Origin of the sequence: Mesorhizobium sp. M0207, assembly GCF_040321995.1 — a bacterium.
In the GTDB taxonomy this organism is placed as follows: domain Bacteria; phylum Pseudomonadota; class Alphaproteobacteria; order Rhizobiales; family Rhizobiaceae; genus Mesorhizobium.
The window spans coordinates 378,443-399,257 of record NZ_JAMYSQ010000002.1 but is presented as its reverse complement, the minus strand read 5'-3'; the positions used below and the strand labels follow the sequence as shown (position 1 = coordinate 399,257).

At 63.3% G+C, this 20,815-nt stretch carries 18 protein-coding genes and 1 pseudogene; 14 read left to right on the top strand and 5 right to left on the bottom strand.

Annotation, left to right across the window (positions count from 1 at the left end):
• Positions 1–126 precede the first annotated feature (126 nt).
• Positions 127–531 carry a Fur family transcriptional regulator gene (locus NKJ15_RS05735; RefSeq protein ID WP_023675234.1) on the top strand — a complete coding sequence of 135 codons (405 nt, stop codon included), beginning with the start codon at positions 127–129 and terminating at the stop codon, positions 529–531.
• Positions 532–598: 67 nt separating this feature from the next.
• Here NKJ15_RS05735 and NKJ15_RS05730 read toward each other — a convergent pair whose 3' ends face one another.
• Complete coding sequence (locus tag NKJ15_RS05730) at positions 599–880, bottom strand: type II toxin-antitoxin system RelE/ParE family toxin (protein WP_352448351.1); 282 nt, start codon at positions 878–880, stop codon at positions 599–601.
• Positions 881–1,172: 292 nt separating this feature from the next.
• Complete coding sequence (gene polA / locus NKJ15_RS05725; protein ID WP_352814521.1) at positions 1,173–4,121, bottom strand: DNA polymerase I; 2,949 nt, start codon at positions 4,119–4,121, stop codon at positions 1,173–1,175.
• Positions 4,122–4,563: 442 nt separating this feature from the next.
• Here polA and NKJ15_RS05720 point away from each other — a divergent pair, with 442 nt between their 5' ends.
• From NKJ15_RS05720 to NKJ15_RS05700, 5 genes are all read left to right on the top strand, one after another.
• Positions 4,564–5,949 carry a M20/M25/M40 family metallo-hydrolase gene (locus NKJ15_RS05720; RefSeq protein WP_352814519.1) on the top strand — a complete coding sequence of 462 codons (1,386 nt, stop codon included), beginning with the start codon at positions 4,564–4,566 and terminating at the stop codon, positions 5,947–5,949.
• Positions 5,950–6,052: 103 nt separating this feature from the next.
• Positions 6,053–6,673 carry a ribonuclease D gene (locus NKJ15_RS05715; RefSeq protein WP_254816792.1) on the top strand — a complete coding sequence of 207 codons (621 nt, stop codon included), beginning with the start codon at positions 6,053–6,055 and terminating at the stop codon, positions 6,671–6,673.
• A 202-nt stretch (positions 6,674–6,875) separates the two neighbouring features.
• Entirely contained in the window at positions 6,876–7,127 is a 252-nt protein-coding gene (locus tag NKJ15_RS05710) for a hypothetical protein (RefSeq protein WP_352469413.1), read from the top strand.
• A gap of 291 nt (positions 7,128–7,418) precedes the next feature.
• Positions 7,419–9,671 carry a transglycosylase domain-containing protein gene (locus NKJ15_RS05705; protein ID WP_352814517.1) on the top strand — a complete coding sequence of 751 codons (2,253 nt, stop codon included), beginning with the start codon at positions 7,419–7,421 and terminating at the stop codon, positions 9,669–9,671.
• Between the two features lie 61 nt (positions 9,672–9,732).
• Positions 9,733–10,485, top strand: coding sequence for an SDR family NAD(P)-dependent oxidoreductase (locus NKJ15_RS05700; RefSeq protein WP_023675240.1), 753 nt, complete (start codon positions 9,733–9,735; stop codon positions 10,483–10,485).
• A 199-nt stretch (positions 10,486–10,684) separates the two neighbouring features.
• Here the strand turns inward: NKJ15_RS05700 and NKJ15_RS05695 are convergent, their stop codons facing one another.
• Entirely contained in the window at positions 10,685–10,816 is a 132-nt protein-coding gene (locus NKJ15_RS05695) for a hypothetical protein (RefSeq protein WP_352703066.1), read from the bottom strand.
• On the opposite strand from NKJ15_RS05695, the gene NKJ15_RS05690 reads away from it, so the two are divergent.
• Together NKJ15_RS05690 and NKJ15_RS05685 are read left to right on the top strand one after the other, a co-directional pair.
• Positions 10,815–11,510, top strand: coding sequence for a DUF433 domain-containing protein (locus NKJ15_RS05690; RefSeq protein WP_352703064.1), 696 nt, complete (start codon positions 10,815–10,817; stop codon positions 11,508–11,510). The two genes, NKJ15_RS05695 and NKJ15_RS05690, sit on opposite strands and share 2 nt — an antisense overlap.
• Positions 11,507–11,914 carry a hypothetical protein gene (locus NKJ15_RS05685; protein ID WP_352703063.1) on the top strand — a complete coding sequence of 136 codons (408 nt, stop codon included), beginning with the start codon at positions 11,507–11,509 and terminating at the stop codon, positions 11,912–11,914. The genes NKJ15_RS05690 and NKJ15_RS05685 overlap by 4 nt, the downstream gene beginning before the upstream one ends.
• A 158-nt stretch (positions 11,915–12,072) precedes the next feature.
• Here NKJ15_RS05685 and NKJ15_RS05680 read toward each other — a convergent pair whose 3' ends face one another.
• Both NKJ15_RS05680 and NKJ15_RS05675 read right to left on the bottom strand, forming a co-directional pair.
• Entirely contained in the window at positions 12,073–13,890 is a 1,818-nt protein-coding gene (locus NKJ15_RS05680) for a cation:proton antiporter domain-containing protein (RefSeq protein ID WP_352814516.1), read from the bottom strand.
• Positions 13,891–14,117: 227 nt separating this feature from the next.
• On the bottom strand, positions 14,118–14,567 hold the full coding sequence (locus tag NKJ15_RS05675; RefSeq protein WP_352448343.1) for a baeRF12 domain-containing protein: 450 nt from the start codon (positions 14,565–14,567) through the stop codon (positions 14,118–14,120).
• A gap of 440 nt (positions 14,568–15,007) precedes the next feature.
• Here NKJ15_RS05675 and cysG point away from each other — a divergent pair, with 440 nt between their 5' ends.
• The 6 genes and pseudogenes from cysG to NKJ15_RS05645 all read left to right on the top strand — a co-directional run bounded on the left by cysG (position 15,008) and on the right by NKJ15_RS05645 (position 20,746).
• On the top strand, positions 15,008–16,459 hold the full coding sequence (gene cysG / locus NKJ15_RS05670; RefSeq protein WP_352814515.1) for a siroheme synthase CysG: 1,452 nt from the start codon (positions 15,008–15,010) through the stop codon (positions 16,457–16,459).
• Positions 16,456–16,761, top strand: a complete 306-nt coding sequence (locus NKJ15_RS05665; RefSeq protein WP_352814514.1) for a DUF2849 domain-containing protein — start codon at positions 16,456–16,458, stop codon at positions 16,759–16,761. The genes cysG and NKJ15_RS05665 overlap by 4 nt, the downstream gene beginning before the upstream one ends.
• Before the next feature lie 73 nt (positions 16,762–16,834).
• On the top strand, positions 16,835–18,505 hold the full coding sequence (locus NKJ15_RS05660) for a nitrite/sulfite reductase (protein WP_352469418.1): 1,671 nt from the start codon (positions 16,835–16,837) through the stop codon (positions 18,503–18,505).
• Entirely contained in the window at positions 18,480–19,244 is a 765-nt protein-coding gene (locus NKJ15_RS05655; RefSeq protein WP_352448339.1) for a phosphoadenylyl-sulfate reductase, read from the top strand. The genes NKJ15_RS05660 and NKJ15_RS05655 overlap by 26 nt, the downstream gene beginning before the upstream one ends.
• A 208-nt stretch (positions 19,245–19,452) precedes the next feature.
• Entirely contained in the window at positions 19,453–19,989 is a 537-nt protein-coding gene (locus NKJ15_RS05650; protein WP_352539420.1) for a DUF934 domain-containing protein, read from the top strand.
• Between the two features lie 137 nt (positions 19,990–20,126).
• Positions 20,127–20,746: pseudogene (locus NKJ15_RS05645) on the top strand (DJ-1/PfpI family protein).
• Positions 20,747–20,815: the final 69 nt, after the last annotated feature.

The window sequence follows — 20,815 nt, the reverse complement described above, 5'->3', positions numbered from 1 at the left end:
GCCAGCCGACCACCGGCTGCGAATAGAAACAGTAGCAAAAATGGCAGTTCGTCGCTATCTCAGTGGAAGAGGTCCGACTGCTTGCGAAATGGCAGCGATCGGCACGGAGCGGCTTGGAACAGGATCATGGCGGCAAGGGATGTACTGACGAAGAACCAGCTTTGCGTTCTCGAGAAGCTCGAGGCCGCCAGCGGCCCGCTCAGCGCCTATACGTTGCTCGACCAACTGCGCGAGCGCGGTTTTCGCGCGCCGCTGCAGGTCTACCGGGCGCTCGACACGCTGGTGAAATCCGGCTTCGTGCACAGGCTCGAAAGCCTCAATTCCTTCGTCGCCTGTGCCGAGCCGCACGACCACAGCCATTCGATGACGGCGTTTGCCATCTGCGACACCTGCGGCCAGGTGACCGAGTTCTCCGACCACGATGTCGGACACCGGCTCGACGAATGGGTGCGCTCGACCGGCTTCGCCGCCAAGAAGGCGGTGATCGAGTTTCGTGGGACATGTGCGAAGTGTTTGGCCGAGGCGGCTTGAGGCCGGAGCAACGCGGCGAAGGCGGAGCAAGGTTTTCCGAGCCCTCGCCGGGTGTTCCCGGATCGGCTCAGTAGGGAAAGGGTCTCCTTGAGGTATGCCGGATGTGCAGGATCTCAATTGCGTCGGCACGGGCACGATAGAAGACCTTATAAGGGTAGCGGCCTATGAAGAGGACGCGAACGCCAGGGATGTCGGTCGCGTGACCGCTTTCGGGAAATTCGGCAAGTCGCGAAATCCCAGCGTGGATCCGAGAAATGACTGAAAGGGCGCCCTGAGGCGCCCGCTCTTCGAGGTAGTTGAAAATCGCCTCGCGTTCGGCAAAGGCTTGCCGCGTAAATCGGACCTTCATAGCCTGCGGCGGGTGTCGGCCGCGCGAACGGTATCCTCATCTACGAAAGTGCCGTGATCGGCCTCTGCTAGGCCCGCTGTGACCGCGCTGCGCTCTGATTCCGACATCGCATACACGCCAGTCCGCCGCGCCTCGATGACGCGGGCGTAATCAGCAAGCTCCTCCTGGTCTTCGCGAGGCCAAGCTTCCGCATGCCTTACCAGATTCTCAAGTGCCTTGGTGATCATACGGGCACTATAGCATACCGCTGCTGCTCGTGAACCTTGAACCGAACATGGCTCTGTGGCCCGCCTTAATGCGCCTCTTCCCAGTTGTTGGCTGCGCGGGCGTCGACGTGCAGCGGCACCGACATCGATACCGCCGGCATGGCGGCGTTCTCCATGACGTGGCAGACGACCGGGATCGTCGCCTCGACCTCGGCTTCGACCGTCTCGAAAACCAGCTCGTCATGCACCTGCAGCAGCATGCGGGCAGAAAGCCTGGCTTTTTCCAGCGCCTCGTCCATACGGATCATGGCGCGACGGATGATGTCGGCGGCGGTGCCCTGCAGGCGGGCGTTGATCGAGGCGCGCTCGTTGAAGGCACGGACCGAAGGGTTCGACGACCGTATCTCCGGATAGTGGATGCGGCGGCCGAAGATGGTCTCGACGAAGCCGTGCTCGCGGGCATAGGCCTTGGTCGCATCGATATAGTCGCGGATGCCGGGGAAGCGCTCGAAATATTTCTTGATGTAGTCGCCGGCTTCCTCGCGCGCGATCGACAGCTGGTTGGCGAGGCCAAAGGCCGAAATGCCGTAGATGATGCCGAAATTGATCGCCTTGGCACGGCGGCGCACTTCCGAAGGCATGCCCTCGACCGGCACGTTGAACATTTCAGACGCGGTGATGGCGTGGATGTCGGCGCCATCGGCGAAGGCCTGCTTGAGCTGCGGGATTTCGGCGACGTGGGCGAGCACGCGCAATTCGATCTGGCTGTAGTCGGCGGAAACCAGCTTGTTGCCCTTGTCGGCGATGAAGGCCGTCCTGATCTTTCGACCCTCGACGGTGCGCACCGGAATGTTCTGCAGATTGGGATCCGAGGACGACAGCCGCCCGGTCGTCGTCGCGGCAAGCGCGTAGGAGGTGTGGACGCGCTTGGTGTCGGGATGGATGAAGCCGGGCAGCGCATCGGTATAGGTCGATTTCAGCTTGGTCAGCTGGCGCCAGTCGACGATCTTGCGCGGCAATTCGTGGCCTTCGGCGGCGAGGTCTTCGAGAAGCTGCGCCGAGGTCGACCACTGGCCGGTCTTGGTTTTTGAACCGCCAGGCAGACCCATCCTGCCGAACAGGATGTCGCCGAGCTGTTTTGGCGAGCCGATGTTGATGCGTTCGCCGACCAGCTGGTAGATTTCGTCCTCGAGCCGTGCGGCACCCTGTGCCAGTTCGCCGGAGAGCCGCGACAGGATCTGCCGGTCGACGGAGATGCCGCGCTGCTCCATCCGTGCCAGGACCGGCACCAACGGCCGTTCCAGCCGTTCATAGACCGAGACCAGGCCCTTGGCGGCAAGCCGTGGCTTCAGCACCTGCCAGAGCCTGAGCGCGACGTCGGCGTGCTCGGCCCCGTAAGCCGTCGCCTTGCCGAGGTCGGCCTGATCGAGGCCGACGAAGCTTCTTCCCGAACCGGCCAGTTCCTTCAGCGGAATGGTCGCGTGGCCGAGCCATTTATCGGCCAGCGCCTCCAGGCCATGGCCACCGTGGGTGCCGGCCTCGAGCACGTAGGAGATCAGCATGGTGTCGTCATAGGGGCCGATCTCGATGCCGTGACGGCTCATGACGACAAGGCGGTATTTCATATCGTGCACGATCTTGAGGACGGATTTGTCCTCGAGCAGCGGCTTGAGCAACGCCAGCGCGTCGCGGACCGGGATCTGGTTTTCGACCGCGCCGCCGCCGAGCAGGTCGCCATTGCCGTTTTTATGGGCGAGCGGCACGTAGGCGGCGTGGCCGGGCGCGACGGCCATGGCAAGGCCGATCAGTTCGGCCCGCATCGGATCGGGCGAGGACGTCTTAACGTCGAAGGCGACGATGCCTCTCTCCATCGCCTCGGCGATCCAGGCCTTCAGCGTCGCGGCGTCGCGGATGCAGGTGTAGGCGCCGGTGTCGATCTTGCGGGCGGTGGCAGCCTCCAGGCGAAGCGCCGAAAGCAGGGATGGGGTGTCGCCTTGCTTGGCTGCGGCCGGAGCTTCGAGTGCCGCTTCGTCCGACGGCGGTGCGCTCTCGGCGGCCGCGGGCACGCCAAAACCCATATCGGGGCCATGCGCGGTATCGGCACGCTCTATGGTGACGGGGGTGGCTGGAACGTCGCCGGCGTCGGTTCCGGTCGCTTCGGCCACGCGGCGGGTCAGCGTCGAGAATTCCATGGTCTTGAGGAAGCCGATCAGCCTGGGGCCGTCCGGCGCATGCAACACGAATTCGTCAAGCCCTTCGGTCACCGGCACGTCGTTCTTCAGCGTCACCAGGTCACGCGAAATGCGTGCCTTGTCGGCATTGGCGATGATCGATTCGCGCCGCTTGTCCTGCTTGATCTCGCCGGCGCGGGCGAGCAGCGTGTCGAGGTCGCCGAACTGTTCGAGCAATTGCGCTGCCGTCTTCGGCCCGATGCCGGGCACGCCCGGCACATTGTCGACCGAATCGCCGGTCAGCGCCTGCAGGTCGATCATTTTCTGTGGCGGCACGCCCCATTTCTCGATCACCTCGGGAACGCCGATCTGGCGGTCCTTCATCGGGTCGTACATGGCAACCGTTGGGCCGACCAGTTGCATCAAGTCCTTGTCGGAAGAGATGATGGTGGTGTCGGCGCCGGCTTCGCAGGCAAGCCGGCAATAGGTGGCGATCAAATCGTCGGCCTCGTAGCCTTCCGTCTCAAGGCATGGCAGGTTGAAGGCCCTGGTCGCCTGGCGGATCAGGCCGAATTGCGGGATCAAATCTTCCGGCGGCGCCGAGCGGTTGGCTTTGTATTCGGGGTAGAGGTCGTTGCGGAAGGTCTTCGACGAATAGTCGAAAATCACGGCGAAATGCGTGGGCACGATGCCGACATCGGTGTTGCGGGCGTCCTGCGTCAGCTTCCAGACCATGTTGCAGAAGCCGAGCACGGCACTGGTCGGCAGCCCGTCGGACTTGCGGGACAGCGGCGGCAGCGCGTGATAGGCACGGAAGATGTAGCCGGAGCCGTCGACAAGGAAGAGATGATCGCCTTTTTTCATGGCACGAGGGAATAGCGCGGCGCGGCGCCGCGGTCCATGCCAAAGGCGGCTTCTGCCAAGGGTTCCGGCAACACCCTGACAAATGGCGTACGAGCCTGGCCTGCCATGCGGCCTGGCTGGAGCTTTGTTCGCTCACGCCTATGTTACAAAAGTGTAATTTTTGTGCCCTTGAATCGCCACGTTCGCAGACACAGATAAACGCCATCGGCAGTTTTCGCCGAAGTCCGGAGCAAGGCCCGTCCCCCGCCTATCCCGGACACTTGCGGCAGCCTATCCCCCCTCTCCGGGCTGCCGCATCGTTTCGAGTAGAGGCCGCCGTGGTTCCCTCCACCACGGCGGCATTTTTTTGCCTTTGGACAGGAAGCTGTGGCCCAACGGTCGCGGGCTTTCCGTTTCGCAACATGGGCTCTAGATTCGCCGCCAGAATCGAAAGGCCCGCCAGATGTCCGCAGTTTCCCCTGTTCTCGACCGCCTCGACAAGAACTTCGACCAGAGCCTGGAACGCCTGTTCGGCCTGCTCGGCATCAAGTCGATCTCCACCGATCCGGACTACGCCGCCGACTGCCGCAAGGCCGCCGAATGGCTGGTCGCCGAGCTCAAGCTGATCGGCTTCGACGCCAGCGTGCGCGACACACCAGGCCATCCGATGGTGGTCGCGCATCACGATGGGCCGGCGGGCGCGCCGCATTTGCTGTTTTACGGCCATTACGACGTCCAGCCGGTCGATCCGATCGAGCTGTGGGAAAGCGACCCGTTCGCGCCGGCGGTCAAGGAGATCGAGCCCGGCCACAAGGTGATCACCGGCCGCGGCGCGGCCGACGACAAGGGCCAGCTGATGACCTTCGTCGAGGCCTGCCGCGCGTGGAAGCAGGTGCATGGCGGATTGCCGTGCCGAATCACAATCCTGTTCGAGGGCGAGGAGGAGTCCGGATCGCCGTCCCTGAAGCCGTTTCTCGAGGCGAATGCGGATGAGCTCAAGGCCGATTTCGCGCTGGTCTGCGACACCGGCATGTGGGACCGCGATACGCCGTCGATCTGCGTCTCGCTGCGCGGGCTGGTCGGCGAGGAGATCACGGTGACTGCCGCCGACCGCGACCTGCATTCCGGGCTCTATGGCGGTGCGGCCGCCAATCCGATCCGCATCCTGGCAAAGATCCTGGCCGACATCCACGATGCGGATGGTCACGTCACCATTCCGGGTTTTTATGACGGCGTCGAGGAAACGCCGTCGCAGATATTGCAGTCGTGGCTGTCGCTCGGCGAGACGGCCGAGACCTTCCTCGGCCCGATCGGCCTGTCGATTCCGTCCGGCGAAAAGGGCCGCTCGGTGCTCGAGCTGACCTGGGCGCGACCGACGGCCGAGTTCAACGGCATTATCGGCGGCTATACCGGCAAGGGCTTCAAGACGGTGATCGCCGCGCAAGCCTCGGCAAAAGTCTCCTTCCGCCTGGTCCACAAACAGGATCCGGAAAAAATCCGCGCCGCCTTCCAGGCATTTGCCAGGCAGCGCGTTCCGGCCGACTGCTCGGTCGAATTTCATCCGCATGGCGGCTCGCCGGCGATCCAGCTGTCCTACGACTCGCCCTTCCTCGCCAAGGCCAAGCAGGCGCTGTCCGACGAATGGCCGAAGCCGGCGGTGGTGACCGGCAGCGGCGGCTCGATCCCGGTGGTCGGCGATTTCCAGACTTATCTCGGCATGGAGTCGCTGCTCGTCGGTTTCGGCCTCGACGACGACCGCATCCACTCGCCGAACGAGAAGTACGAGATGAGCTCCTTCCACAAGGGCCAGCGCTCCTGGGCGCGCATTCTCGAGGCGCTGACACGCTGAAATTACGCCAGATTCAAGTTTTTGTTGATTTTTCGCCGGATCGCGGCAAGGACGGGCACGGTCCGTCGCACATCGCTGCACGGGGCCGCGACCGGAGAAGACGATGAGCGACATACGTTTCCACAAAAACGATCTGCCCGGCCTGCTGCATTACGATGTCGGGGCGGTCGCCATCGACACCGAGACGCTGGGGCTGAACCCGCATCGCGACCGGCTCTGCGTCGTGCAGATCTCGCCGGGCGACGGCTCGGCCGACGTCATCCAGATCGCGCCCGGCCAGAAGAAGGCGCCGAACCTCGTCAGCCTGCTCAAGAACCGCAGCATCACCAAGCTGTTCCATTACGGCCGCTTCGATCTCGCCGTGCTCTACAACGCCTTCGGCGTCATGCCGGAGCCGGTGTTCTGCACCAAGATCGCGTCGCGGCTGACGCGCACCTACACCGACCGGCACGGGCTGAAGGACATCTGCTTCGAGCTTCTCGGGATCGGCCTGTCGAAGGCGCAGCAATCATCGGACTGGGCCGCCGAGACGCTGTCGCCCGAGCAACTCGAATATGCCGCCTCCGACGTGCTCTATTTGCACCGGCTGCGCGACGTGCTGAGCGCGCGTCTGGCGCGCGACAACCGGACCAGGGAGGCCGATGCCTGCTTCCGCTTCCTGCCGACGCGTGCGAAACTCGACCTGATGGGCTGGGATGAGGAGGATATCTTCGCCCACAGCTAATGGCCTTCATGATAATTCTACTCCGGCGGCCATCTGGCGCAGTTTTCTCCGCTTCCGGTGCTCACGGACCCAAATGTCCGCTGCGCTCCGGTTCTCGAAAACCACGCCATATGTCTCGCCGGAGCGAATTCTCCTAAAGGCCATCGGCCAGGAACCAGACGCTTGTCCCGGCGTTCCGTTCGCTTCACCGAGAGAAATGAAAATGGCTGCCCGAAAATCAATCGAAACGGCACCGAAGGACGGCTCCAAGGTCACCGTCTACTGGCAGGACAGCGACGGCGTGATGAACGAGAGCATCGCGCAATACCGTTCGCTCGACCGGCTGAAGGCGGCAGGCGGCGACTGGGACGAAAGCGACGCTGGCTGGTGGGCCTATACGGACGGCCATACGCAAAGGAAGATCGAGCCGATCAGCTGGCGGCCGGCCTCCGACGATGCGGATGCCGACGACTGAGGGTTGTCGCAACCGCCGAACTGAAGTGATTATTCTGAGGCAACGCGCATTTTGTTCTTGCTTTGTGCCGGCAGCTATGCTACTGATTTTGCTATGGTGCTCATTGGCTCCAACGACCCGCCCGCCGAGGCGGGTTTTTCATTTCCGGCTTTGGCGCTGTCGCGGGCCGCAGCCGTTCGGCAAGCGACTGAATACAGTTTATTTCGATTTTTCCCGACTTAACCCGCCTTTAAACCGCCGCATCTAGTCTTCAACCCCAACGCCATAGGCATGGGGAAGACAGCACAGCGCATGGCGAACCGGAAAGACAGCCGCATCGAGCCCAGCTTCGAGGCATCGCCGGGGGCGAGATCCTCGGCCGGTTTTTCGGTAAGCGAGGAGGACCGCGTCGTGCCGAGCAACCGAAAAGCCGCTGCAAAGCGCAAATCGTCCAGGGCCAAGCCGCCGCGCGGCGGGCGCGGCAAAAGCCGGCGCGGCGTGTTCGGCGTGCTTGCCCGGCTGTTCTACTGGTGCTTCGTGCTGGCCATCTGGGGCGGCATCGCCACTGCCGGCATCGTCGTCTATTACGGCGCGAAAATGCCGGCGGCCACCACCTGGGCCATTCCCGACCGCGCCCCCAACATCAAGATCGTCTCGGTCGACGGCCAGCTGCTTGGCAATCGCGGCATGAGCGGCGGCGAGGCCGTCGGCCTGCACGAAATGTCGCCCTATATTCCCGAGGCCGTCATCGCCATCGAAGACCGCCGCTTCTATTCGCATTTCGGCATCGACCCGATCGGCCTTTCCCGGGCCATGGTGACCAACGTGCTGGGCGGGCATTTTTCGCAGGGCGGCTCGACGCTGACCCAGCAGCTGGCCAAGAACCTGTTCCTGACGCCGGACCGCACGCTGGAACGCAAGGTGCAGGAAGTGCTCTTGGCGCTGTGGCTGGAGCACAAGCATACGAAGGACCAGATCCTCGAAATGTACCTCAACCGGGTTTATTTCGGCTCTGGCGCCTATGGTGTCGAAGCGGCCTCGCGCCGCTATTTCGGCAAGAGCGCGCGTGACGTCACGCTGTCGGAGGCCGCCCTTCTCGCCGGCCTGCTCAAGGCGCCGTCGCGGCTGTCGCCGGCGCGCGACCCGAAGGCGGCCGAGCAGCGCTCGCAGCTGGTGCTCGCCGCGATGCGCGACGAGGGCAAGATCAGCGCCAAGGAGCAGACCACGGCGATGAGCGCGCCGGCGACACGCGCGCCGTCCTACTGGACCGGCTCGGAAAACTACGTCGCCGATACGATCATGGAAGAACTGCCCGACCTGATCGGCGACGTGCGCCGCGATGTCGTCGTCGACACGACTGTCGACCTGACGCTGCAGAAACTCGCCGAGCAATCGATCCGCCGGCTGATCGACCAGAGCGGCAAGAAGCTCAATGTCAGCCAGGGCGCGCTGGTGTCGATCGACAATTCCGGCGCGGTGCGCGCGATGGTCGGCGGTTACGACTATTCGACCAGCCAGTTCGACCGCGCCTCGGAGGCGCGCCGCCAGCCGGGGTCGGCGTTCAAGCCGTTCGTCTACATGGCGGCGCTGGAATCCGGCCGCACGCCCGACAGCGTGCGCAACGACGCGCCGATCAAGATCGGCAACTGGACGCCCGACAATTACGGCGGCAAATATTTCGGCAAGGTGACGCTGGCGACGGCGCTGGCAAAATCGCTGAACTCGGTGGCCGCGCAGCTGACCATGGAAGTCGGGCCGAATGCGGTGGTCGAGGCGGCGCACCGCATGGGCGTCCAGTCCGAGCTGACGGCCAACACCTCGATCGCGCTCGGCACCTCGGAAGTGACGCCGCTGGAACTGACCTCGGCCTATGTTCCCTTCGCCAACGGCGGTTATAAGCCCGACATCCATTTCATCCGCCGGGTCACGACGAGCGACGGCAAGGTGCTCTACGAAAACAATGGCGGCGGTGCGCCGCGGGTCGTCAAGCCCGATGTTGTCGGCATGATGAACTCGATGATGACCGGCACGGTCGAGATCGGCACGGCCAGGAAGGCGGCGTTCGCCTGGCCGGCGGCCGGCAAGACAGGCACCAGCCAGAACTCGCGCGACGCGTGGTTCATCGGCTATACCGCCAACCTCACCACCGGCGTCTGGTTCGGCAATGATGACGGCAGCGCGATGAAGAAGGTCACCGGCGGCGCATTGCCGGCGCAGGCCTGGCACGAGTTCATGGTCGCCGCGCATGAGGGCGTGCCGGTGCGGCCGCTGCCTGGAACCTGGAAGTCGACGCCGCCCGACACCATCGTCCCGGACGACATACCGTCCGATACGGCGCCGCCGGCGCCGGTCGCTTCCGTCGGCCAATCGGCGCCGCCTGTGGCAGCTACCCAGTCGGCTTCGCGTCCCGCGCGTCCTGCCGAGACAGTCGATGCCGGCGGCCTTGCCATGCCGGGGGTCGATAGCGCCACCGGATCGATCAAGCATCCGGTGCCGCCCGGCAATGTCGGCGGCCCGGTCAAGAAGCGGCAGACCTCGATCCTGGACATCCTGACAGGCGGCTGAACAACAGGCCCCCTCGCCACCGCTGCCGCGTTCCGCTACATCTCCCGTTTGGAGACCGCGAATGGCAGAGACCGACACCAGAAAAACCATCGTGCTGACCGGCGCCAGCCGTGGCATCGGCCATGCCACTGTCAAGCGCTTTTCACGCGAAGGTTGGCGCGTCATCACCTGCTCGCGCCAGGCCTTTGCCGAGGACTGCCCGTGGCCGGCCGGACCTGAAGACCACATCAAGGTCGACCTCGCCGACCAGGAGGATGTCGGCATCGCCATCTCGGAAATCCGCCACCGGCTCGAGGCGCATGGCGGCCAGCTGCATGCGCTGGTCAACAATGCCGGCATCTCGCCGAAGCTCAAGGACGGCAACAGCCGCATGAACTCGATCGACACGCCGATGCATGTCTGGCGCGACGTCTTCCAGGTGAATTTCTTCGCGCCGATCATGCTGGCGCGGGGCCTGTTCAAGGAGCTGGCATCGGCCAAGGGCTCGATCGTCAACGTCACCTCGATCGCCGGTACCCGCGTGCATCCTTTCGCCGGTACCGCCTATGCGACGTCGAAGGCGGCACTCGGCTCGCTGACCCGCGAGATGGCGCATGATTTCGGCCCCCACGGCATTCGCGTCAACGCCATTGCGCCGGGCGAGATCGACACCGCGATCCTGTCGCCGGGCACGGAAAAAATCGTCGAGACCATCCCGCTGAGAAGGCTGGGCACCACGGCGGAAGTCGCCGACATCATCTTCTTCCTGTGCTCGCAGCAGGCGTCTTACGTGACCGGTTCGGAAATCCACATCAATGGCGGCCAGCACGTTTGAGCGGCTGAGTTTTATCAATCGTCGGCGCTGCCCCTCATCGCCCTGCTGGGACCTTCTCCCGCATAGTGACGAGAGAAGGGAATTTCGGCGCTGGCATTGCCTTCTCCCCCTTTGTTCACGGGTACCGAAATTCACTTTCCGATCGAGCCATCGGAGGATGCAGAACTCGATATTCGATGTGATCGTGGCTCGTGTTTGATCACTTGGAGGCCGCTTCTAGAAAGGCGGCCTCATCGATAAGACCGGTTCCGGCGACTTCCTGTTGAACAATAAGTTCCTCAAGCCGCCCGGATCTTAAAGCTTCTGAAAGTGACAAGTGGGCTTCATTCATGGCGCACATCGCCTCTTCTTCTGGCCCTAAAGAGGGGTTAGGATACGTTATGCCGAAGGCAGATTCAAACGTGGTGATTTCCGCCTTTACGGAGGAACAAGTCGTGCGCCTGACGGGGGTCAGCCGCCGACAACTCCGCTATTGGGCTACAGATAAGTTCTTCATTCCAAGCATTAAAATGGAAGACGACAGTCTTGCGGAGCTTCGCCTCTATGGGTTCCGTGACCTGCTCTGTCTGAAAATTATCAATTCCATCCGCAACGAATCGAAGGTGTCGTTTCCTGAGCTACGGAAGGCAAAGGAAAGACTGGCCCACCTAGGGGCCGACATGTGGGCAAAGACGACGCTATATGTCCACCGCAAGAAAATCGTTTTCGATAACCCCGAGACGGGTCAAAAAGAAGAGACGTCGACAGGCCAAGGAGTCCTGGAGATACCTCTTCAAGTCGTGGCTGGTAAGATGGAAGACGCTGTGCGTGCTATGCGACAGCGTGATGCCCAAACTGTCGGGAAGATTGATCAGAAGCGCGGTGTCGCTCAAAATCAGCCTGTGATCGCGGGGACGAGAATCCCGGTAAGACACATACAATCCTTTCACAAGGCGGGATATTCTTTTGAAGATATACAGAAGCAGTATCCGAGCCTAAATATCGGAGACATTGCGGCGGCTATAAATTTTAAAGAAGTGGCGTGAAGGGAAAAAAACCAACTCTAGTAGTTCTTCTTGACGAGGGGACACCAGTTCTCTCGGCGTCGCCATTTTTGGACCGCGGCTATCAAATTATCTATCATGGCGATGTTTTGGAAAGTGGCGCCAAGGACGAACTGGTTGCCAGCACAGCTATCCTCAATAGTGCTGCACTTATTGCCGTCGATTTAGATATGAAGAGGCTAGTGAAACGGTTCGGCTCTCCAGGCAATAACCCGCGATTTGCGAAGCTTGACTTGATTTTCGTCGGCTGCGATCCAGTGATGACCGCGAAAAGGCTCGGCCATGCGATGTCATTCATAGAGAACGAATGGTCCGTTCGCTGCGAGAAGGCCGCTAGGCGACTTTGGGTCAGTATCGATAACCACCGGTTAACAAGTTATCGGTAGCCACCAAGCGCGTTGATAATGACTGGTTGGATGGACGGGACCTGAACCCACAACCTACCGATTAGCATCGGGCGCGCTATCCGGCTGAGCTACCGGCCCCGACCGTGTTCAAGCTATGTACCTCAAGGAGATATTCCCATATCGCCGAGAGGTCATGGCTAACCCCCGGAAGTGGAGGGTTCCGCCGCGTTCGGTTCGTTGGCAGTCGCAGGCATCGGCGACACGACATGTCCGATCACCACTTCGACAATCCCACGGGCGATCTCGCGTTCGCCCATGATGACGGTGTCGGCACCAAGGTTTTTGAGGTGCTCGACCTCGGCATCGGAATGGGCGCGGGCGATGATTTCGATTGCCGGATTGGCGGCGCGGGCGCGCAGCACGACCTGCCCGGCCTCGAAGGCGTTGGGAATGGCCAGGATCAGCCGCTTCGCGCCCGCGGGATTGGATGCGGCGAACACGTCGCCACTCGCCGCGTTGCCGGGTACGGTTTCGACGCCTTCGGCCTTGAGTTTCGCCAACGTCTTGTCGGCATCCTCGATGACGAGGAAGGGCAGGGCGGCCTGCTTCAGCGATGTACCGACAAGGCTGCCGACGCGGCCGTAGCCGATCAGGATGGTGTGGCCGGTCAGCCTCGTCCTGGGCGGTGGGCCATCCTCGTTAGCAGGCGCCGCGACCGAAGCCACCTGGCCGGGCTCGGTCGCCGGGCCGATCGGCCTTGCTTCGCCGGACGGCGCCGTCCTGCCGGCGCGTGCTTCCAGCCAGGGTTTCATCCGGTCGACGGCAAGAAACATCAGCGGATTGAGGACGATCGACAGGATGGCGCCGGCGAGGATGAGGTCGCGGCCTTGTTCGGGCAGCAGTTTCAGCCCGACGCCGAGTTCAGCCAGGATGAACGAGAATTCGCCGATCTGGGCTAGGCTTGCCGAAATCATCAATGCGGTTGCCACCGGATAGCGGAAGACGACGACGATGACGAAGGCTGCCAGCGACTTGCCGACAACGATGATGGCCAGCGTCGCCAGGATCGGCCAACCATTGCTGATCACGCTGAACGGGTCGAACAGCATGCCGACCGAAACGAAGAACAGCACGGAAAAGGCGTCGCGCAGCGGCAGCGATTCCTCGGCCGCCCGGTGGCTGAGCTCGGATTCGCTCATGATCATGCCGGCGAAGAAAGCGCCGAGAGCCAGCGACACGCCGAACAGCTTGGCCGCCCCGAAGGCGACGCCAAGCGCAATCGCAAGCACCGCCAACCGGAACAGTTCGCGCGATCCGGTATGGGCGACGTAGTGCAGGATCCAGGGGATAAGCCGGCGGCCGACCACCAGCATGACCACGACAAAGGCCGCGACCTTGGCCAGTGTGACGGCGACGACGCCCCAGACGCCGTAGCTCGCTGGCAGCGACAGCAGACCGCTGGAGTGCACCTCCACCTGCTCTTGGCCGCCGAGCACGCCGGCCAACGCCGGCAAAAGCACCAGCGCCAGCACCATCGCCAGATCCTCGACGATCAGCCAGCCAACGGCGATGCGGCCGCGCTCGGTCTCGATCAGCCGCCGCTCCTGCAGGGCGCGCAACAGCACCACGGTCGAGGCCACGGAAAGCGCCAGGCCGAAGACCAGTCCCGCGCCCATCGACCAGCCGAGCATCCAGGCAAGGCCGGCGCCGAGGGCTGTCGCGAAGCCGATCTGCACAATGGCGCCGGGCACGGCGATGGCGCGGACCGACAACAGGTCCTTCAGCGAGAAATGCAGGCCGACGCCGAACATCAGCAGGATGACGCCGATCTCGGCAAGTTCATTGGCGAGGCCGGCATCGGCAACGAAACCCGGCGTGTTCGGTCCAACCAGAACGCCGGCGATGAGATAGCCTACCAGCGGCGGCACGCGAAAACGGTTGGCAAGTGCGCCGAAGACGAAAGCCAGCCCCAGACCGGCGACGATGGTGGCGATAAGGGGCGTGTCATGCGGCATTGTCTATGGAGCGCCTTCAGGAATCGCGATGTCGGATATGCGCCGTCCAAAAGCCGCCGCCTTGGCAGTATGGAGGCTGGGACAGTCGCGAGACAACCCGCAATCCCCATGAAATCGATGGCAAGGCGGCAAAAAGGCGTTGAGCCGGCAAGCGTTGCCACCCGGCGCGGCCTGCTCCAGCCAGGCGATTGCTACGGAAACGAAAGTTGCACACCGCCGATGCCCGATCAGGTCGCCTGCAGCAGGCTCTCGATATCGGGTATGCTGTGGTTGGTCAGCGTCTTTGGAATTTCGGCCGTTATCTTGTCGGTGACCTCCTTGTGCAGTTTCCTGCGCATGTCGCCCAGCACCGGCGGCGGCGCGATCAGCACGATCTCCTTGAAGCTGCCGCGGTGCGCGAGCTTGTAGAGCCTGTCGGCAATCTCTTCGGCAAAACGCTCCTTGCCGAGACGGTGCCAGTCGGTGTCCTCGACCGCACTGCGGTGGACGGAAGGGCCGTCGCTGTAGCGGCCGGGGCGGTCCGTGCCTTGTTCTCGGGTTGCCGGATTTTCCTGCTCCATCTCGTGCACGACCTGAAGGTCGGGATATTGGACGTCTCCACGGTTCTCGAGGAACAGCGCCTTTTCGCCATCTGCCACCACGATCCACAGTCCGCGTTTCAGTCTGACGTTGCTCATGGGGCGCTCCTTTTTTGATTTTTCGAACCCATCGCCGGGCCTTTGCCGCAGGGGTGTGACCGGGCCTGGGTCCATAGGGCAAACGCGTGCCGAGGCGGGAATGTTCCGGCACTCGGACCCGGTGCTCCGACAGGGGTCGGCGAGAGTGCGGGGCTGCCGTCGATCGCTCGGTCAGCATCCGGCGGCTTAATCTACTAAATTGATAGAATTTAGAAAAATCTGTTTTGTGGTTAGCTCCTCCGGCCGCTAAAAAGGCAGCGGATCAAGGGCTGCAACAGCAGCTTCAATCTGCCCCGCATTTGAATGTGGAATATTTTTCTCTTGGCCTTCATGCTTGCAGAAAAGAGATTGCCTGCTACGAAGCGATGCGCGAGTGGGTGCCTTCTGGTTTTTCGCGCCTCCGCGTAGAACTGACAAACGGTTCCAGGATTCCGCTCGTCATGCCGCAAGCCACACCCAAGCTCAATGCCTTTCCCGTCTTCATGCGGGTCGAGGGCGAAGCCATAGCCATCGTCGGCGGCGCAGAGGAAGCGCTGGCCAAGGCGCGGCTGCTCGCGCAGTCGAGCGCTGTGCTGCGCATCGTCAGCGATGAAACAAGCCCGGAGCTGCTGGCCTTTATCGCCGAGACGGGGGCCGCCCACATCGCCGACGTCTATGATGCAGCACATCTCAATGGTGCGGTGATGGTGTTTGCCGCCAGCGGCGACGAGGCGCTCGATCGCCGCGTTGCCGGGGATGCGCGCCGGCTGGGCATTCCGGTCAATGCCGTCGACCGGCCGGAGCTATGCGATTTCTTCACGCCGGCACTGGTCAACCGCGCGCCGGTCGCCATTGCCATCGGCACGGAAGGTGCCGGCCCGGTGCTGGCGCAGATGCTGCGCAGCCGCATCGACCGCATGCTGGCGCCCTCGCTCGGGCCGCTCGCGGCGCTCGCCGCATCTTTTCGCGACACCGCCGAAAGACTTCTGCCGAAGGGCAATGCCCGCCGCCGCTTCTGGAGCGATTTCTTTGGCGGCGCGCCGGCCCGCGCTGTCGAGGCAGGCGAGCTTTCGCAGGCGCATGATGCGGCCGTCGGCCTGCTGCTTTCGAAAGAACCGGCATCGGGCCATATCGCGCTTGTAGGCGCCGGTCCAGGCGCCGAGGACCTTTTGACGCTGCGCGCCCATCGCCTGCTGATGGAAGCCGACGTGATCGTCCATGACGCGCTGGTGCCGGAGGCGATCGTCGCCATGGGCCGCCGCGATGCCGAGCGCCTGCCGGTCGGCAAGCGCAAGGGCTGCCATTCCAAGAGCCAGGCCGAGATCAATGCGCTGCTGGTCGAGCTTGGCCACGCCGGCAAGCGTGTCGTGCGGCTGAAGTCCGGCGACCCGCTGGTGTTCGGCCGGGCCGGCGAGGAGATGGCGGCACTTCGCGATGCCGGCGTCGCCTACGAAGTGGTTCCGGGCGTCACCGCGGCCTTCGCCGCCGCCGCCGATTTCGAACTGCCGCTGACGCTGCGCGGCGTGTCGTCGTCGATGGTGTTCACCACCGGCCATGACCTCAAGGGAAATTCGCTGCCCGACTGGGCAAAGCTCGCCATTTCCGGCGCGACGGTCGCCGTCTATATGGGCCGCTCGGTCGCCGCCGAGGTCGCCGGCCGGCTGATCGAAGCCGGCCTGTCGCCGGATACGGCCGTCGCCGTGGTCGAGAATGCCAGCCTTGCCAACCGCCGCCGTTTCCACGGCACGCTCGCCGACCTGCCGTCGCTGGAGGCGCGCGCCGACCTCAGCGGCCCGGTGATGACCATCATCGGCGACGCGGTCGCCGGCGCCAATTTCGAACGGTCCGAGCCGCTGGCGGCACACAGGCAGGAAAGCGTGGCGAGTGCTGCCGCGCAAGGAGTGAGCCAATGAAAGTCCTGACCGCGAACCGCCTCGCCGACGGCATAGCCGTCTGGTACGCCAATGGCAGCTGGGCCGAGACCATCGACCATGCCGACATCGCCCATGACAAGGCGGCCGAGGACCGGCTGGAGACGATCGGCGCCAAGGCCTCCGCCAACAACGAAGTGGTCGACGTCAACCTGATAGACGTGACCGTGGCCAACGGCACGGTCGAAGCGGTCCGGCTGCGTGAAAAGATCCGTGCCGCCGGCCCGACCACGCGCAACGACTTGGGCAAGCAGGCCCGTCCGCAAGCCGCACGCGCGGCATAGATGACACAAGCATGATCCCGATCATGCTCGAATGAAGAAAATAACGGGCGGACGCGCCCGGAAAGACCTGAATATGTACCGTTACGATGAGTTCGACCACGATTTCGTCAAGGCCCGCGTCGCCGAGTTCAGCGACCAGGTCGCGCGGCGCCTTGCCGGCGAGATCACCGAGGACCAGTTCCGGCCGCTTCGGCTGATGAACGGCGTCTATCTGCAACTGCATGCCTACATGCTGCGCATCGCGGTGCCCTACGGCACGCTGAACAGCAAGCAGCTGCGCATGCTCGGCCACATCGCCCGCAAATACGACAAAGGTTACGGCCATTTCACGACGCGCCAGAACATCCAGTTCAACTGGCCGGCGCTGTCGGACATCCCGGCGATCCTGGCTGATCTGGCAAGCGTCGAGATGCACGCCATCCAGACCAGCGGCAACTGCATCCGCAACGTCACCGCCGACCACTTCGCCGGCGCCGCCGCCGACGAGGTCGCCGATCCGCGCCCCTATGCCGAAATCCTGCGGCAATGGTCCTCGGTACATCCGGAGTTCTCGTTCTTGCCGCGAAAATTCAAGATCGCGGTGACCGGCGCCGAGCGCGACCGCGCCGCCATCCAGACGCACGACATCGGCCTGCACCTGAAGAAGAACGCCGCCGGCGAGCTCGGTTTCGCCGTCTATGTCGGCGGCGGCCAGGGCCGCACGCCGATGGTGGCCAAGAAGATCCGCGATTTCCTGCCCGAAGCGGATCTGTTGTCCTACTGCACGGCGATCCTGCGCGTTTACAACCTCTATGGCCGGCGCGACAACAAGTTCAAGGCGCGCATCAAGATCCTGGTCCATGAGACCGGCGTCGAGGAGATCACCCGCCAGGTCGAGGCCGAATGGCAGGAGTTGAAGGACGCCGAGCTGAGGCTGCCGGAAGAAGACATCCGCGCCATCGATGCCTATTTCGCGCCGCCTCCGCTTGTCGACCGGCCGGAAGGCGACGAGGCGGTCAAGCTTGCCCGCCTCGACTCCAAGAGCTTTTCCGAATGGCTGGATCAGAATGTGGTCACCCATCGCCATCCCGACTACGCGGCGGTGACCATCTCGCTCAAGGGCATCGGCGAGACGCCGGGTGATGCCTCCGACAGCCAGATGGAAGCGGTCGCCGACATTGCCGAAAAATATTCATTCGACGAGCTGCGCGTCAGTCACGAGCAGAACCTGATCCTGCCGCATGTCGCGCGCGCCGATCTCAAGGCGGTCTATGACGCGCTTGTCGATATCGGGCTGGCGACGGCCAATTCCAACCTGATCAGCGACATCATCTCCTGCCCCGGCCTCGACTATTGCGCGCTGGCAACGGCGCGTTCGATTCCCGTGGCACAGGAAATCTCGCGGCGCTTTGCTTCGCTGGAGCGCCAGCGCGACATCGGCGAATTGAAGCTGAAGATTTCCGGCTGCATCAATGCCTGCGGCCATCACCATGTCGGCCATATCGGCATCCTCGGCGTCGAGAAGAAAGGTGCCGAGCTTTACCAGGTGACGCTCGGCGGCTCGGCCGACGAGAACACCTCGGTCGGCGAGATCATCGGCCGCGGCTTCAGTTCGGAAGAGATCACCGATGCCATCGAGCAGATCGTCGAGACCTATCTCGGGCTTCGGCTGGACAGAAACGAAAGATTCATCGACGCCTACCGCCGAGTCGGTCCCGCGCCGTTCAAGGAGGCGCTCTATGCTGGCGAAGCCAAGGCCGCTTGACCGTATCGTCGACGTCGAGGCCGGCATCGCCGCCCAAGCGGCGGGTCTCGACGCGCTCTACGGCCATCTGAAGCCGCTGGAGATCATCGAGCGGTCGACCCGGGAGTTCTTTCACGGCGAAATCGCCGCCGTCTCGTCCTTCGGCGCGGATTCGGCGGTGCTGCTGCACATGATCGCCGAGATCGACCGCACGCTGCCGGTGATCTTTCTCGACACCGGCAAGCATTTCGAGGAGACGCTCGGCTATCGTGACGCGCTGGCCGCCGATTTCGGGCTGAGCGATATCCGGGTGATCAGGCCCGACGATGCGGCGCTGGCAAGGATCGACCCGACCGGCAATCTGAACGAGACCGACACCGACGCCTGCTGCGACGTGCGCAAAGTCGAGCCGCTGGCGCGCGGCGTCGAGCCGTTCCGCGCCTGGTTCACCGGCCGCAAGCGCTTCCAGGCGGCGACCCGGGCAGCGCTGCCGGTGTTCGAGGCGGTCGGCTCGCGCATCCGCATCAATCCGCTGGCGCACTGGACGACATCGGACCAGGCCGGCTACATGCGCGCGCATGCGCTGCGTGAGAACCCGCTGGTCGCCTATGGCTATCTGTCGATCGGCTGTTTCCCATGCACGCAGCCGGTGCAACCGGGCGACGATGCGCGCAGCGGCCGCTGGGCCGGGCACGCCAAGACCGAATGCGGCATCCACTTGTCGGGGCTGGAAAGGTCGCTGACCGACGCCTCGCTTTAGGATACGTTGATATTCAGCCGGCCTGCAAACGGCGGCTTCCTGCGCTTCCGGCGCTCACGTACCCAAAGTACGCTCCGCTCCGGTTCTCGGAAGCCACGCAGTTTGGTCGCTTCGCGCGCGCCTTCGGTTCCGGCTCGGCCTGACCTGAATCTCAACGCACCCTGAGGTGTTTTGCACTTTAGAATCTTTGGACTTGGGAATTTTCTTGATGAGCGATTTGATAGCCGAAAACGCCATGCGGCTGTGGACACCGGATGGGTTCCGCGAGGACGAGTGGGTTCATGCCGAAAGCGCCGAGGCGCTGGTCGGCAATGGCCGTTTCATCCTGCCGTTGCAGGCGTTTCTCGGCCTCGATCCGGAGGTGCGGCGGTCGGCGAAGGAGCGCATCGGTGTGCTGCTGCAGCCCGGCGATCAGCTCGAGAAGATCGCAGGCCTGCTCGATCAGCTGTCGCTGGTGGCGCTGGCGTTTCCGGCGTTCAATGACGGCCGCTCGTTCTCCAAGGGCGAATTGCTGCGCAGCCGTTATCATTTTGCAGGCGCTATGCGCGCCACCGGGCAGGTGCTGATCGATCAGCTGCCGCATATGCTGCGCGTCGGCTTCGATGAATTCGAGGTATCGCACCCGGTGCTGCTGAAGCGGCTCGAGCAAGGCCGCACCGGCGGACTGCCGCTGTTCTATCAGCCGGCGGTGAAGCCGGAGGCCAAAGGCCCGAAATATTCCTGGCGGCGGGTGCGCGCCGGCTGATCCGCTCCAGAGGGCCAGAAGCCCTATCTGGTCGGACCACATTCCCGATTCAGCCTTTTATTTTGCGCCTCTCCGCCTTAGGATAGGCCCATTATTTCGCGATCCGAATAAATGTGGCCACAAGGGAGGAACCGGGTATGGCTGGCAAGAAGATATTGATTCTCGTTGGCGAGTTCAGCGAGGAGTACGAGATTTCGTCTTTGAACAGGCCATGCATGCGGTGGGCCACACCGTCCATGTCGTTTGCCCCGACAAGAAGGCCGGCGATATCCTGAAGACCTCGCTGCACGACTTCGAGGGCCACCAGACCTATACGGAAAAGCTCGGCCACGACTACATCCTCAACAAGACGTTTTCCGAGGTCAATCCGGCCGACTACGATGCCGTCTACGCGGCGGGCGGGCGCGGGCCGGAATATATCCGCATCGACAAGCGCGTGCAGGCGCTGGTGCGGCATTTCCATGAGACGGGAAAACCGATCTTCACCATCTGCCACGGCGTGCAGATCCTGATCGCGGTCGACGGCGTGGTGCGCGGCAGGGAAGTCGCGGCGCTGCAATATTGCGAGCCGGAAGTCACGCTGGCCGGCGGCATCTATATCGATGTTGCGCCGACCGGCGCCCATGTCGACGGCAATCTTGTGTCGGCCAAGGGCTGGCCGGGCCTTGCCGCCTTCATGCGCGAATGCCTGAAAGTGCTGGGCACCGAGATCCACCAGGGCGAGATCCTGATGCGCGACCAGCGCCGGGCGGCTTAAGCTCGGAATGTGGAGCCCGCCGCACCCCTAACGCATGTCGCGCAAAAGTGTCAGCGGTTTTGCGATAAC

What these genes read in the sequence shown, in the direction of transcription:
- NKJ15_RS05735 (WP_023675234.1), top strand. Translation starts at nt 127, where the DNA reads ATGGCGGCAAGGGATGTACTGACGAAGAACCAGCTTTGCGTTCTCGAG.
- NKJ15_RS05730 (WP_352448351.1), bottom strand. Translation starts at nt 880, where the DNA reads ATGAAGGTCCGATTTACGCGGCAAGCCTTTGCCGAACGCGAGGCGATT.
- polA (WP_352814521.1), bottom strand. Translation starts at nt 4,121, where the DNA reads ATGAAAAAAGGCGATCATCTCTTCCTTGTCGACGGCTCCGGCTACATC.
- NKJ15_RS05720 (WP_352814519.1), top strand. Translation starts at nt 4,564, where the DNA reads ATGTCCGCAGTTTCCCCTGTTCTCGACCGCCTCGACAAGAACTTCGAC.
- NKJ15_RS05715 (WP_254816792.1), top strand. Translation starts at nt 6,053, where the DNA reads ATGAGCGACATACGTTTCCACAAAAACGATCTGCCCGGCCTGCTGCAT.
- NKJ15_RS05710 (WP_352469413.1), top strand. Translation starts at nt 6,876, where the DNA reads ATGGCTGCCCGAAAATCAATCGAAACGGCACCGAAGGACGGCTCCAAG.
- NKJ15_RS05705 (WP_352814517.1), top strand. Translation starts at nt 7,419, where the DNA reads ATGGCGAACCGGAAAGACAGCCGCATCGAGCCCAGCTTCGAGGCATCG.
- NKJ15_RS05700 (WP_023675240.1), top strand. Translation starts at nt 9,733, where the DNA reads ATGGCAGAGACCGACACCAGAAAAACCATCGTGCTGACCGGCGCCAGC.
- NKJ15_RS05690 (WP_352703064.1), top strand. Translation starts at nt 10,815, where the DNA reads ATGGCGCACATCGCCTCTTCTTCTGGCCCTAAAGAGGGGTTAGGATAC.
- NKJ15_RS05695 (WP_352703066.1), bottom strand. Translation starts at nt 10,816, where the DNA reads ATGAATGAAGCCCACTTGTCACTTTCAGAAGCTTTAAGATCCGGGCGG.
- NKJ15_RS05680 (WP_352814516.1), bottom strand. Translation starts at nt 13,890, where the DNA reads ATGCCGCATGACACGCCCCTTATCGCCACCATCGTCGCCGGTCTGGGG.
- NKJ15_RS05675 (WP_352448343.1), bottom strand. Translation starts at nt 14,567, where the DNA reads ATGAGCAACGTCAGACTGAAACGCGGACTGTGGATCGTGGTGGCAGAT.
- cysG (WP_352814515.1), top strand. Translation starts at nt 15,008, where the DNA reads ATGCCGCAAGCCACACCCAAGCTCAATGCCTTTCCCGTCTTCATGCGG.
- NKJ15_RS05665 (WP_352814514.1), top strand. Translation starts at nt 16,456, where the DNA reads ATGAAAGTCCTGACCGCGAACCGCCTCGCCGACGGCATAGCCGTCTGG.
- NKJ15_RS05660 (WP_352469418.1), top strand. Translation starts at nt 16,835, where the DNA reads ATGTACCGTTACGATGAGTTCGACCACGATTTCGTCAAGGCCCGCGTC.
- NKJ15_RS05655 (WP_352448339.1), top strand. Translation starts at nt 18,480, where the DNA reads ATGCTGGCGAAGCCAAGGCCGCTTGACCGTATCGTCGACGTCGAGGCC.
- NKJ15_RS05650 (WP_352539420.1), top strand. Translation starts at nt 19,453, where the DNA reads ATGAGCGATTTGATAGCCGAAAACGCCATGCGGCTGTGGACACCGGAT.